11 protein-coding genes are annotated in these 13,287 nt (G+C 62.3%); 7 read left to right on the forward strand and 4 right to left on the reverse strand.

Annotated elements, in window-relative coordinates; genetic code table 11:
* Window positions 1–149 precede the first annotated feature (149 nt).
* A complete protein-coding gene (locus U9J33_RS24735) occupies window positions 150–953 on the forward strand; it encodes a hypothetical protein (protein ID WP_324699537.1) in 804 nt (267 codons plus the stop codon).
* Between the two features lie 30 nt (window positions 954–983).
* Here the strand turns inward: U9J33_RS24735 and U9J33_RS24740 are convergent, their stop codons facing one another.
* The gene (locus U9J33_RS24740; protein ID WP_054441830.1) at window positions 984–2,096 is read right to left on the reverse strand and encodes a glycosyltransferase family 2 protein; all 1,113 of its coding nucleotides are present in this window, start codon (window positions 2,094–2,096) and stop codon (window positions 984–986) included.
* Entirely contained in the window at window positions 2,093–3,298 is a 1,206-nt protein-coding gene (locus tag U9J33_RS24745) for a glycosyltransferase family 4 protein (RefSeq protein WP_054441831.1), read from the reverse strand. The genes U9J33_RS24740 and U9J33_RS24745 overlap by 4 nt, the downstream gene beginning before the upstream one ends.
* Window positions 3,299–3,480: 182 nt before the next feature.
* Between U9J33_RS24745 and U9J33_RS24750 the strand changes: the two genes are divergently transcribed.
* The 5 genes from U9J33_RS24750 (at window position 3,481) to U9J33_RS24770 (ending at window position 8,418) form a co-directional block, all read left to right on the forward strand.
* Window positions 3,481–4,389, forward strand: coding sequence for an NAD-dependent epimerase/dehydratase family protein (locus U9J33_RS24750; RefSeq protein ID WP_054441832.1), 909 nt, complete (start codon window positions 3,481–3,483; stop codon window positions 4,387–4,389).
* A 72-nt stretch (window positions 4,390–4,461) separates the two neighbouring features.
* Window positions 4,462–5,229, forward strand: a complete 768-nt coding sequence (locus U9J33_RS24755) for an ABC transporter permease (protein ID WP_054441833.1) — start codon at window positions 4,462–4,464, stop codon at window positions 5,227–5,229.
* On the forward strand, window positions 5,136–6,497 hold the full coding sequence (locus U9J33_RS24760) for a polysaccharide ABC transporter ATP-binding protein (protein ID WP_221937295.1): 1,362 nt from the start codon (window positions 5,136–5,138) through the stop codon (window positions 6,495–6,497). Before U9J33_RS24755 ends, U9J33_RS24760 begins: the two co-directional genes overlap by 94 nt.
* Before the next feature lie 32 nt (window positions 6,498–6,529).
* Window positions 6,530–7,555, forward strand: coding sequence for a hypothetical protein (locus U9J33_RS24765; RefSeq protein ID WP_054441835.1), 1,026 nt, complete (start codon window positions 6,530–6,532; stop codon window positions 7,553–7,555).
* The gene (locus U9J33_RS24770; RefSeq protein ID WP_132468876.1) at window positions 7,552–8,418 is read left to right on the forward strand and encodes a sulfotransferase; all 867 of its coding nucleotides are present in this window, start codon (window positions 7,552–7,554) and stop codon (window positions 8,416–8,418) included. The genes U9J33_RS24765 and U9J33_RS24770 overlap by 4 nt, the downstream gene beginning before the upstream one ends.
* A 10-nt stretch (window positions 8,419–8,428) precedes the next feature.
* Here the strand turns inward: U9J33_RS24770 and U9J33_RS24775 are convergent, their stop codons facing one another.
* The gene (locus U9J33_RS24775; RefSeq protein WP_054441837.1) at window positions 8,429–9,451 is read right to left on the reverse strand and encodes a UbiA family prenyltransferase; all 1,023 of its coding nucleotides are present in this window, start codon (window positions 9,449–9,451) and stop codon (window positions 8,429–8,431) included.
* Window positions 9,452–9,862: 411 nt separating this feature from the next.
* On the opposite strand from U9J33_RS24775, the gene U9J33_RS24780 reads away from it, so the two are divergent.
* Window positions 9,863–12,055 carry a putative bifunctional diguanylate cyclase/phosphodiesterase gene (locus U9J33_RS24780; RefSeq protein WP_054441838.1) on the forward strand — a complete coding sequence of 731 codons (2,193 nt, stop codon included), beginning with the start codon at window positions 9,863–9,865 and terminating at the stop codon, window positions 12,053–12,055.
* A 13-nt stretch (window positions 12,056–12,068) separates the two neighbouring features.
* On the opposite strand, the gene U9J33_RS24785 is transcribed toward U9J33_RS24780, so the two are convergent.
* On the reverse strand, window positions 12,069–13,208 hold the full coding sequence (locus U9J33_RS24785) for a hypothetical protein (RefSeq protein ID WP_132468875.1): 1,140 nt from the start codon (window positions 13,206–13,208) through the stop codon (window positions 12,069–12,071).
* Between the last annotated feature and the right edge of the window lie 79 nt (window positions 13,209–13,287).

The raw sequence follows: 13,287 nt of genomic DNA on the forward strand, positions 1-13,287 counted from the left end.
GCGTGGGAGCGCCCTCAGGGCGGCATCCCGCCTCCAGGTTTGCTCGCAATCCCAATCGCCGCAGGGCGTATCCGCAGGACGCATCTATGAACCTAGAAGTCGACAACTCGTTGGCCCTCATGAGGTCTTCGTCGCCCCTTTGCAGACCAATGCTGGTCGGGGCGGCGGTAGTTGCCACGTGCCTGTCGGCGCCTGCGGCCGCGCAGACGCTGGACAAGGACTATTGGATCGCGGTGCAGGCCTATTATCCGCGGATCGACACCAACGTCAGCGTGACGGCGAACACCAGTCAGACGGTCGGATCCGACATCGATTTCGAACGCGATCTCGACATGGACAAGAACGAAATCCTGCCAGCGGTATCGGCAGGCGCGCGCTTCGGGCGCATCGTCGTCGGCTTCGATTTCTTCAAGCTGAAGCGGCAGGGCTCGGTCCAACTGGCTCGCGACATCGAGTTCGATGACGTGACATATCCCGCGTCCGCCCAACTCGGCAGCAGCTTCGACAGCGATATCTACCGGGTGACGGTCGGATATTCGTTCGTCAGTCGCAGCAACCTCGAAATCGGGGCTGCGATCGGTCTGCATGCAACCCGTTTCGACGTCGCGCTCGAAGTGGAGGCGACGGTCGGCGGTTCATCCGTGCAGGCCCGTCGGCGCGAGAAGAACGTCCTGGCTCCCATACCCACCATCGGTGCCTATGGGACGTACAGGATTGCGGACAGGTGGACGCTCAATGGCCGGGTCGATTACCTGTCGTTGAAGATTGGCGACTATGACGGCCGCCTCATCAATGCGCAGGCCGGCGTCAATTTCAAGGTGCTGGAAAACATCGATCTCGGCGCCGCCTATCGCTATGTCGATTACAGGGTCGGGATCGAAAAGGACGCGTGGGAAGGACGGGTTCGGTACAAGCTGCACGGTCCTGCCCTGCTCTTGCAGGCTTCGTTCTGAAGAAGGGGTGCCAAGCGGCGTCCAGGCCGCCTAGGCGGCGTGGTGGAACTCCTCGTCCAGCGAGGCGATCCGTTTCAAACGCGCTGCCTGAAGTCGGGAGAATAGCCCTGTCCGGCCGGGTATTCCTATCCCGGCCCCGCCATCGGCCGGATCGATCGAGAGGAAATGTTGCGAGGGCGGTGCGTACTTCACGAAAATGCGCCGCACCGTGGAACGCGATTTTCCCGCAATCGCAACGGCCAGGGCGACCGGATCCTTTGTCATCGCGCGCAGCATGAAGGTGCCGAAAGATGCGAAGCGGCGCCTGGAAAGCCGGGCCTCCGCCAACAGCAGGTCTCGCTGGGCCGAAATCCAGCGATCGAGCCAGCGGGGCGGATTGACGGCAGGATGGGCCTCGAGGAACAGGTCGCGCATCATCGCGTCCGAGCCGAGCATCCTTTCGCGGTTGCGCGACATGGTGCCCGGTCCCCGACGATATCCGACAAGATGCTCTGCCACCGATCCCAGCGGGGCGTGAGCGCAGAACATCAACTGCAGCAAATGATCCTCGCAGCCTTCGTATCCCGCATCCCTGAGGCCGGAATCGTAGCCACCTGCCCGGACCCAGGCGTCCTTTCTGAACACCATGCCGCTGCCGTTGCCCACGAGGTTTCGGTAGAGCATGCGGTAAGGGCCGATGTGGCACATGCGGTGAAGCGGGCTCGAGCCGATGATATTCGATCGATCGTCGATGAGGCGGAAGCCGGAAAAGGCACATTCGGCCGGTTCATCGGCCCTCGTCAGGACGGCTACGAGCTTGTGGAGATAGGAGGGGTGCCACAGGTCATCTGCGTCGATCGGTGCGATTAAACTGCCGGAAGCACTCGAAATGCCGAGGTTGCGTGCGGCCGCAACGCCCTTGTTCGGGCTGGAAATGACGCGCACGCGTGCGTCCCTGTTCGCAAAACCTGATGCAATGGCGTTCGTGCCATCCGAAGAACCGTCATCCACGACGATGACTTCGATGCCGGTATACGTTTGGCCTGTTACCGCCGCCAGGGTTTCGGCAAGGGTCGCCTCGGCATTGAACGCCGGGACGATCACCGATACCAGCGGGTTGCCGCCGCCGAAGCCGGCAGCGGGATCGCATCTGGTTTCCGTCATCCCTTGGCTGCCTTTTCTCGGCGATCGCTGCGAATCAGATCCTCGAGCATTGCCTTGAATTCTCCGACCGGGTCGGGGCTGACGAGGCTCCTGGCGGCCTCCGCAGCCTGCCGCCCGATGGATGGCCATGATCCACGCTGCTGCCATGCTCGCTCAAGTGCGGCATCGAGCGCGGCTTCGGTGGCGGACTCTGCAAGGAATCCCGACACGCCGTCCTGCAAGGCCTCCCGGTTGCCGGCAACGTCCGTAACGATGGCGACGCGGCCGCTCAGCATCGCCTCGACAAGCGACAGCGGCAGTCCCTCGCATCGGGACGGCAGGATCAGGCCGTGCGCCGTTTCCCAGATTTTCGCAGGGGTCGCCGAGTAGCCCGGGAACTGTACATTTTCGAGCCCGAGGTACGCGGCCATCCCCTTGAGCCCGTTTGCGTTGTGGCCGGAGCCATAGAACTGCACGGAAATGTCGCGGGTGCGCCATTTGGGCATCGCAAGGACGCGCAGCAGGAGATCCTGGCCCTTTTCGCGGGCATCCAGCCGCGCCAGACATGCCAGCCGGACGCTTTCCTCCGCTCCGGCGCTCGGCCAGGGCAGGGGATTGGACCAGTCGGCATTGTAGGGATTACGTACGAGGATGCCGTTAGGCAGTGCCATTCCCAGTTGTTCTTCGGTGAGCCGGAGGTTGTGTTCGCTGACGAAGAATGCCCGCTGCGCCGCGCCGAATACACCGCGCAGTTCGGCATGCATGCGGTCGTGCGGCCAGTAGAGGTCGGAGGCTTTCTGGCTGACCAGGACGAAGGGAATGCCAAGCTTCCTGCATACTTCACCGGCATACCAGCCGTCGTAGTTGAGCCCTTGCGATACGACGACAAGGTCGGGCTGCAATGCGCGCAGGCCCCGGGCCAGCAGGCGATCCTGCAGATATCGCGAAGCTTTCCAGACCTGGCTTACGAGCTTGCGCAGCCGGGTCGGTGCATGGCGGGGGCCGGCGAGATCGTGAATGCGGCAGCCGGAACCGCGCAGGACTGTCGCTTCGCGGCTATCGGCGATGAATGGCTTGTACACGGACACCCGATGTCCGCCTTTCGCGAACGTCAGCGCGGTCCTGTACCAGAGTTCCTCGCTGCCGCCCCAGACCTGGTTCGAGCTGATGAAGCAAATGTTTCGTGGCTTCGGGATGTGTGACGAGGCGGAAGAGTTCATCATGTGCCATCGCATAGGGGCATGGGAAAGCGGATGCCAGATGCATGACGGCATTCTGCGCCGGGAAAATAGCGAACGCCGACCTATTCGTGAATTTTTCCGGAAGTGTTGAAAAGGCAATACTATTTCTTCAGGTCTCGGGATTTTCTGCTAAGGGGAAATTTCAGCTGTTCGGGGGCGAACTCATGATTTTGATTACCGGGTCGGAAGGCCTCGTTGGGCGCGCGACCATTCGCGCACTTGCAGACCGCGGGATTTCCTGCCGTCAATTCGATATCGCACGCGATCCTGGGCAGGACACCCGTAATGAGCGTTCGCTCGAGGCCGCGGTGGAGGGCGTGGACGGCGTTCTTCATCTCGCAGCCGTTTCGCGGGTCGTTTGGGCGCAGCGTGATCCCAAGCTTGCGCAGGAGGTCAACGTGGCCGCCACGCAGAAGCTGGTCGATACCGTGATCCGGCAGAAGACCCGTCCGTGGATGATCTTTGCCAGCAGCCGCGAGGTCTACGGCGAACAAGGCAGCCTTCCCGTGCACGAAGACGCCGAACTCAGCCCGATGAACATCTATGCCCGTTCCAAGGTCGCGGGAGAACAGATGGTCGCTGCGGCGCGGGAGGCCGGCGTGGTTTCCAATATCGTCCGGCTTTCCAATGTCTACGGATGCACGCGCGACCATGCAGACCGCGTTGTCACGGCTTTCGCCCATACCGCGGCACTGGGCGGAGAGCTTCGCCTTGACGGTCCGGAAAACATGTTCGACTTCACGCATGTCGATGACGTCGCGCGCGGGCTGGTTGCCCTGATCGAGGCGACGCAGACAGGGAAAATCCTGCCACCGATCCACTTGCTGACCGGGCGGGGCACAACCTTGCAGATGCTTGCCGATCTGGCGGGACGCGTGGCACGCAAGCCGGTCAGCGCGCGTAACGCACCCTCGCGCACTTACGATGTCGCCCGGTTCTATGGAGATCCGTCGCGTGCGAAGGAGCTTCTTGGCTGGCAGGCGGAAGTAGACATCGAAACGGGCTTTGCGCGCCTCGCGGACAATTTCTTCGAAGAGGCGGAGGCGAAGACTTCATCGCTCGCGCTTGCGTAACGGGGCAGGGCATCCGGTGCTGGGAAAGTCGGCTCGGGAAATGCGTGCGTTGAGCCTTGGGCAAGTCTCGTAATGAAGGCCTCATTCAACCGGTTGCTGCATGTGCTGCGGCTCAGCGCGGCTCTGTTCCGGGCGTCTCTTCGCGCAAGAGCGCGGCGTTCGCTGCTGGGCCATCTCTGGCTTTTCATTCCGGCGCTCGTGGCTTGCCTCGTTACAGGATTCCTGCGCAATCGGGGCAACCTGAATTTCGACGTGCCGGGCATGCCCTACGTCTTCTTCGTGTTTGCCGGCATGAGCTTCTGGCAGGTATTCGTCGATGCGCTGGGGGCTCCGCTGGCCCAGCATTCGCAGAACCGGTCGATTGTGTCCCGCATCCGGTTCCCACATGAGGCATTGACGTTGGCGGGCCTGTGGAACGTCCTGCTTAGCGCTGCAGTTCGGATCTGCGGGGTACTCATCCTCTGCGCCGTGGTCGGCGTGCATGTCGGGGGCAGTATCGTCTGGCTCCCGTTGGCGGTTTTGGCATTGGCCCTGTTGGGACTGGGGCTGGGGTTGCTGTTGACCCCGCTCGGCCTGCTTTATGACGATATCGGGCGTGCGCTTCCCATGGCGACCACGCTGCTGTTCTTTGTCATGCCGGTTGCCTATCCCTTGGCGGCAACGGGGTGGGAAGCCTTCAACCCCGTGCTGCCGCTGATTAACGCCGCCCGCGCATCGATCGTCGGTGCATCTGTCGCCGACCCTTTGTGGTTGCCGCTCGTCGTCGGTGTGCTGGCGCTTGCCGTGGCTTTTCCGTTTTACCGGATCGCGCAGCCCGAACTGATCGAGCGTATGGGATGAGCGAAATCTACGCCATCGATGTCCGGCACCTGAGCAAGAAATACTGCCCGAACCTGCGGCGATCGCTGGCATATGCCGTGCGGGATACCCTGGCCCGTCTGCTTCCGTGGCTGCGACCATACCCGTCGCTTCGGAAGGGCGAATTCTGGGCGCTCGACGATGTGTCGCTGCAGGTTCGACGCGGCGAAGGCCTTGCGATCATCGGGCACAACGGCGCAGGCAAGAGTACGCTGCTCAAGATCATCTATGGCTTGCTGGAGCCCGACCACGGTTCGGCGCGGACTTCGGGCAAGGTAGTGGGCCTGCTTGACCTTGGAGCGGGGATCGACCCGCTGTTGACGGGCGCGGAGAACATCGTCGTGGTCGCGATGTTGCACGGCCTCGGACGCAAGGCGGCCAGGAACCTGATCCCGTCGGTCCTCGATTTCTCACAGTTGCAGGAGGCCGCCGATACGATCGTGCAGGTCTACAGCGCGGGAATGAAGGCGCGGCTCTCCTATGCCATCGCGGTTATGCTGCGGCCGGAAATCCTGCTGATCGACGAGGTCCTGGCCGTTGGCGATCTTGCGTTCCAGCGCAAGTGCATCAGCCATCTCGAACAGTTCATGGCAGGCGGCGGAACCCTGTTGCTGGTCTCCCATGTGCCCCATCATGTGCAGAAGGCCTGCAGTCGTGCCGTCCTGCTGGACCAGGGGAAGGTGGTGGCGTCGGGACATGTCGGTGACGTGGTCCGCCAGTATCTGGAACGGCGCCCGCTGGACATTCGTGCGGCGGACCAGATAGCGGCGGCGCCGTTCCGTGTTCTCCGCTTGTCTTTGAACCATGCCCGGGGCGGAGCCGCGCGCTGCGGGGAGCCGGCAGAAGTGGTCATGGAACTGGAAGCCGACGAGGATCTGAGCGCATTCTGCGGCTTTTCGATCCACTCGCAGGATGGCTGGACCTGCATCAGTTCCTCCTTCGATCGCGAAGCGCGCATTCTTTCCCCCGGGCGCTCGACGTTGCGCTGCGAAATCGCATCGCTTCCGTTGGTCGCCGGCACGTTCCTGCTGCGACCGATCCTGGCCGATAGCGTGGCGTTGCAAGTCCTTCCTCTCGGCGGACCTGATGGAGGTGGATCGCGCTTCGATGTCGTAGGCGAGGCGGACCTGTTTTCCAATGGCGAGAAGCAGTTGGGCCAATTGGTCCATATGGACGCATGCTGGATGGACCCGGACGCAAACGGGTCCGTGAGGCAACCCGTCGCCAGCGGCGAAGCCGTGCTTCCTTAGTCGCCGCACTGCTGCTGAAGAGAAGGATTTTCATGTCTGATACCGCCGCCATGCGGTCCGCTATACGGTCGGGCCTTGCCTATCTGGAATCTGTCCAGCTTGAGAGCGGCGAACTCCCTTCGTTCAGCGCGCATTCCTGCGACATGATCGAGCGCAGGGTATCCGATCCCTGCGTGTTCGTGACAGCATTTATCGCCAATGTACTGGCCGAGTGCCCGCAGGCAGCCCTCATATTTGAGCGCGCGTGCTCCTTCCTGACGAGGGAGCGCGAAGCGGGAGGGTTCTTCCGGTACTGGAAAAAAGGGCATCACGGGCAATACGTACCGTTGGACGTCGACGATACGGCGCTGGGGGCCGCCGCGCTCGGGAAGCTGGGGCGTCAGTCCGACAATCGAGCCGTCCTGCTTGAGAACCGCGATCCTCACGGCATGTTCTATACCTGGATCGTGCCGTCGAGGGGGCGCCGACACTGGCGACTGATCGGTCGCGACTGGCGGCAGGCGTTTGCCCCGCTGCGAAGCAGGCAACTCTTCGCATCAGGCAGAATCGAGCGGGACGATGTAGATGCGGGAATAAACGCGAACGTCCTTGTCTGGCTCGGGAGCTTCGAAGGCGACGACCGTGTCATCGACAAGCTGGTTGAAATCCTGCGCGGGGGCAGGGAGCCAAGCTGCGACAGATATTACAACGATCCCTTCCTTATACTTTACATGTTTTCCCGCGCGCTCGTCGGCCGGAGTGAGGAGGCCCGCTCCCTTATCCTGTCCAGGACCTCGGTTTCGCCGGAGGCGCCGGCAATCCATGTTGCGCTGGCAATCCTGGTTCGCTCGATTTGGGGGGCTCCCATCGATGAAGACTGGATCGACCGGCTGTTGCTCGCCCAGCAGCCAGCCGGCGAATGGCCTATCGCACCCCTTTATGTCGCCTCTCGCGAGAGGAGGGGGTATCTCGACTTTGCGCCTGCACCGGAAAAGGTCTGGCGCGTTGGCAGCGAGGCCATGACGACGGCGTTGAGCGTAAGCGCCCTCGATCGCGCCCTGGCGGGCAGAGAAGGGTGAGCGTTCACCTTGTGCATGTCGGATATCCCAAGACGGGTTCCACTTACCTGCAGTCCTGGTTTTCCCGGCATCCCGACATCCTGTTCGAACCCTATCATCTTGGCGGCAGTGCCGGCCCCCTCGGGTTCGCGTGGCAGGCGGTCTGCGGCGAGGCCGGCAAGGCTCGTGTCACGAGTTGCGAAGACCTTTCGGTACCGGCCATCAGGCCTGAAGACTGGCCTCGAATGGCCCAGGCCCAGCGCGCGGTCTGCGATCACCTGCACGCTCTTTTCCCGAGTGCGCATATCCTGATAATTACGCGGGGGTGGCGAGAGGTTATTCGCTCGGCACATTCGCAGCTCGTAGCCATGGGCTGGCACGAACAGCTCGAGACTTTCCTGGCTTCGCCGGCCGCGCAGTCGGTCATTCCGGTTGTCATGGACTATGACAGGCTGGTGTCCTGGTATCGGGAATTGTTCGGCGAGCGCGTGACGGTTCTGCCCTATGAACTCCTGCGCGCCGATCCCGCTGCCTTTCTCGCCGTCGTCGAAGGGATACTTGGCGTGGTTTCGGGGCCGATCTCGGCAGCAGCGGAGAACGTAAGGCTCTCGCAGGCGGAATTGAACGCCTATCCGAGAATTGCGAATGCCATTCGCAAGCTGCCGTCTCGGAAGCTGCGCAAGGCGCTCACGCTGCTTCATGTTCGAATGGCGAACTCGCGCCTGGGGCCGCATGTGGCGCGATTGGTCGACAGGATGGTGCCGGTTTCCGCCATCACCGAATTGCACCTTCCGGATCCTGTGCTGCAGGAAATACTGGCCGGTTCAACAAGGCTGGTCGAAGATCCCTGCTATCGGGACTACGCGGCGCTTTATACCGGCTGACCATCTCTCCCTACCGTAGTGCGACTTCTCTACAGTATTGCCGCAGAAGCCGGATCAGGTCCCCGAAGATGCGCAAGGGTGCTCTCGGAAAAAGCAGCAGGAACGCGGCCCAGGCCATCACGTCCGAAGGGTGGCGCAGAACGCCGCTCAGGAAGATGGCCGCAGGAAGAAAGCCCAGATAGTAGTCCTGAAGAAGCAGGATGTGGTTGCTCAGCGGCGCTATCACGACCGGCACATTGTGCCACAGCAGACGTCTCAGCCAAAGAACGATCCCGTAAACCGCCAGGAAACAGGCAGGAATGACGCCCCCGAGTTTGACCATCATGACCGCAAGCCCGGCAACTTCCGCGGGCATGACGATCCAGGATGCCAGACGTCTCGTGGGCATGGCTCCATGCTTTACGACGAAAGTCTCCACGCCGGTGACCTGATCGGCCGCAAGGTCGCGCAGCTGGTGCCACAGGATGGCGCGCATCCCGTGGGCAAGGCTCCATACTGCAACCGCCCCAAGCCAGACAGGATCGATCGCCAGGTCTGCGCTGCGAAAGGCGAGCAACAGGGCAACCAGCGTCGGCAAGGTCGCTTCGCCCAGCGCCACCACGATGATGCCCGCGCTTGCGCGCTTCTTCAGACGGAACGGTGGAACTGAATAAGCCAGGAATGCGAGCCAGGCGCAGGCATAGGCGATGCAAAGCGGAAGGTTGTCACGCCATGCGAAGAGGAACGCCGCGCCGGTGGCGATGCTTGCGACGAGCATTGCTGCAGCGAGCATGCGGACAGGCCCCGTTGCCAATGTGCTTTTGCCTGCGCGCAGGTCTTCCTCGCGGTCGCAGAGGTCGTTTACGATGCTGGCAAAAATTGCGCCGCTCACGAGCGACAGGATCAGCAGGATCGCGTCGCGCCAATGCGGGAGAACAGGCTGGCCAGCGCAGATCAGCGTTGCCGGGAACAGGCTGACGATGACGAGCAGCTTGTAGTCCCACCAGTCGCTCGCGCGGGTTGTTCGCCTTATGGAATCAAACACCTTGGGCATTGGCAATCATCCCCCGCCAGCGGAAGCCGAGGACGACACTCCGCAGCAGTGGAGTTCGATCTAGCGGAACGTAAGGTTATGGAACAGTGCTGTTATATTTGATGGAATGGCGAAAAGATCGCGCCGGATAGACCCGTCCAAATTCGCGATGCGTCGCTGCCTTGCGTTTTGCATCCGGTTGAAACTCAAAGTTGCATCTGCGGGACCGGACGCCCGGTCCTGTCGCTATAATGGGAAGTGGGGGACGCGGGAACGGATTGGCCGTTTGCAGTCTGGACGAAGGTAATCGGCGGCTTTGCGAAATTTCATCGCGCGGAGGATAACACCTGGTTGCGTTTTGTAGAGGAAGGCCCCGTAATGCAATCCATTCCAAATGGCCCGGGTACCCCAGGTAGCAGGTAGGGATCGCACATGTTTCTTGGCCAAAAACTGTCGGGACACCGCGGCGTGGTTGCGATTGTCGGTATCCTCGGTTTGACGATAGGCGGTTCAGCCGCACTGTTCGTGACGTCGCAGTCGATGGACCGGATCGCAGCGGCGCGGCAGGAGCAGCAAGTGCAGAACGCGCTTGCCCGCATCGTTTCGAGCTCGTCGGCCCAGGCATCTGCGATCAGTGCGCGGCTGGAGCCGGCACGGCAGATTGCGGACCTCGGGCCGGATGAAGCGGCGACCTGGCTGGACAACGAACTGGGGCGGCCTACCGTGGCCGCCGATGCGACGAAAGCGGTCGCGATCATGACGCCTTCGGGCGCGATCTATGGTTACACCAAGGCCGGCCGGGCAGAGCCCGAGGATCTGGAGGAAATCCAGAGCGCGACCAATGGCCTGGTGGCCTCTCTTCGTGACGCTTCTCCTTCTGCTCCTCCGGCCTTGGCGGGCACCCGAAAGGACGCGCCGGCGATGGCCGACCTTGGGTCCGTTCGGGGCGTCCCTGCCATTGTCGCCGCATCCCGGCTGCCCGCTTCCGGTGAACCGCTGACGCTGGTTACTGTCACATATCTGGACGAGCCGCTCCTGAACCGCTGGGCCAGCACGTTGATGCTCGATGGCTTCGCGGCCATCGGACCCAGGGCCATGCCTTCCCCCGCGATGCGGAGCGTTGCCCTGACCGCTTCCGACGGCACGGCGTTGGGGCGCATGGTATGGCGTCCGGCAAGACCCGGCGAGGCTATTCGCAGATATGTCATCCCCGCAACGCTGGCGATCGGCGCGGCGGTGCTCATCCTGTTCCTGATGATCGCCTTGCGCGCCAATAGCCTGAGGGAAGAAGCCGTAAACAATTCCAGGCGAGCACGTTTCCTCGAGAGTTTCGATCCCGGAACCGGGCTGGCAAACAGGGCTACGTTCATCAAGCAACTGGAACAGATCGCGGGAGCCCAGCCCTGCCAGCTGGTGCTGCTGGATGCCGACGATTTCAGCGCCATCAACGAGGCACTCGGCCACCGTGCCGGGGATGACGTTATCCGCGAATTCGGCAAGGCGCTGCTTGCCGAATTCCAGGGCTCGCGCTGCCTGGTCGCAAGGCTGGATGGCGATGAATTCGCCGTGCTCATCGTGGGCAATCCCGACGTGCACGATCTCGGCCCCCGTGCAACCGGCATCGCCATCAGCAGGGGAACGCGCGATGGCGGGACGGTATCCGTAACGATCTCCGCCGGGATCGCCGCCGCGCCCGAGCATGGTCATACCGCCAGCGAACTGATGAAGCATGCAGACATCGCCCTTGGTGCTGCAAAGTCCGCAGGGCCGGCCAGCCACGTCGTTTACGATCCCGCGCTTGGCGAGGCCTTCAAGAGCCGCAAGGGCCTTGAGGCGCGCATGAAGAAGGCCATCGAGGACGAAGGGTTCGAGCTGTTCTATCAGCCGATTATCAGCCTGAGCACGATGAAGCCCGCCGGTGTCGAGGCGCTGCTGCGATTGAAGCGCGGGGCCACGGACACGCCCGCCGTCTTCGTGCCGGTGATCGAGAAGCTCGGGCTCATGCCGCAACTGGGGGCGTGGATCATCCAGCAGGCCTTCAAGGACAGTCGCCGTTGGCCCAAGCTGAAGACCTCGATCAACCTCTCGCCGCTTCAGCTCGAGAATACCGCCTTGCTCGATCAGGTGGATTTCAACCGGGCGCGTTTCAATGTCGAGCCGGTTTCCATCGGCTTCGAGATCACCGAAGGCGTCCTGCTCAACAAGTCCGCGACGGTCCATGCGAACCTTCAGGGGCTGCGTGAGCGCGGCTACATCCTGGCGCTTGACGATTTCGGGACCGGTTACTCGTCGCTCAGCTACCTCTCGGAGTTCGAAATTCAAAGGCTCAAGCTGGATCAGAGCTTCATCCGCGGTGGGCGCCTGCTGGAAAACCGGAGCGCCACGCTTGTTCACGGCGTGATCGACATCTGCCACAAGCTGAACATCGACGTTGTGGCGGAAGGCATCGAAGACATCGCTGAAGCGTCGACATTGCGGGCATGGGGATGCGATTTCGCGCAGGGCTACCAGTTCGGCAAACCGGCACCGGCGCGTGTCACGGCGCAGAACCTCGTGACCTTGCAGAATAACGCGCATGAGATCGTCGACTATCGCACCGGCGAGCCGCTTTTCGGGACGCTTTAGAAGCGATCCCCGGTTACTGAAGGACTGGGTTTCTCAAAGCCTCGCAGATTTGCAGCAGCATCTGCGCAGACTGCGGCCGCGGCGAGCATCCGAGCGTCAGCCAGAGCGGATTGTCCGAGGCATCGAGATATCGTAGCCCCCTTTCGGCGAGCGGGTCACGGGAGCGGGCGAAGTCCGTCACGCCGGGCAACTGGATTAAATTCGCCGTGCTGCCGCGTTCGAGGGCGAGGATCAGGCGTGTGCCGCGTTCGGCATAGGGATCTGCAATGTAGAGTTCGCTGCCGTCTGCGGCATAGTGGATCAGGTATCCCATTGCCGGAAAGACATGTTCCAGATCGAACACGAATTCGCAGCCGCGCTCGGGCATGTCCTTCAGGAACAGGGCGCGGGCATCCCTGCCGCCGTGCCGGCTGATCGCCATGTCCCTGTCTCGCAGCGAGCCGAGGTGATGGAGTAGCGGCGCTGCTTCTGCCATCGCGCTTTCGATGGCTGCGCGCATGGTTTTGCCGTCACTGGGGGCATCCCGGGCGGCGGCTTGCGGGTGTGGGCCGTCGATCACCGGCTGGAAACGCCTGCGCAAGTCGGTTTCGATCAATTGTAGCCAGCGTTCCAGGCCGCTGTTGTCCTGTAGCGGCTGCTCGCCGGGGCCTTGCTGGACGTAGAGTATCTGGAATCGAGCAAGCACTGCCTCGATCGTCCCGGACAACCGCGGCCAGTTGGCGACGGCCCAGATCATCTTGCGGCGGGAGATTTCCATTCCTTGCGACTGCCAGACCGGGAGGTCGGGCCGCTTTGCGGCATCGGCAAGTTCCGAAAGCGGCAGGATGAGATTGGCAGCCTCCAGTCCGCCGCGCAGGCTTTGCGGGATCGAGGCCTGCCGCCCACGCATGGTTATCGAGCCGAGTTCCATGATCCACTTCTCGCGCAGTGCGCATCCTCCGAAAGGGGCTTCGGGGCGGCCTGCATAGCTGCCGATGTGGAGGAGTTCGTCTTCGAACAGGAATGCGTAGATGCCCGCCCCGCCCAGTCCCATCTCGCGCGCGCCTTCGCGGCTTCTCAGGAGACTGTCGAGCGACGTCGGATTGCCTGGAAACGCTCCCGTGCTTTCGGCCCGGACCAGATCGTAGACGTTGAAAATGCGCGATAGAAACACCGGACGCTCCCTTCCGCCATTCAGGGCGGCTGCGTGATTGACCGGATATTCTTTTTCTACCTCCATCGTTGACGGTCGA

The organism is Novosphingobium sp. RL4 (assembly GCF_035658495.1).
Classification (GTDB): Bacteria; Pseudomonadota; Alphaproteobacteria; order Sphingomonadales; family Sphingomonadaceae; genus Novosphingobium.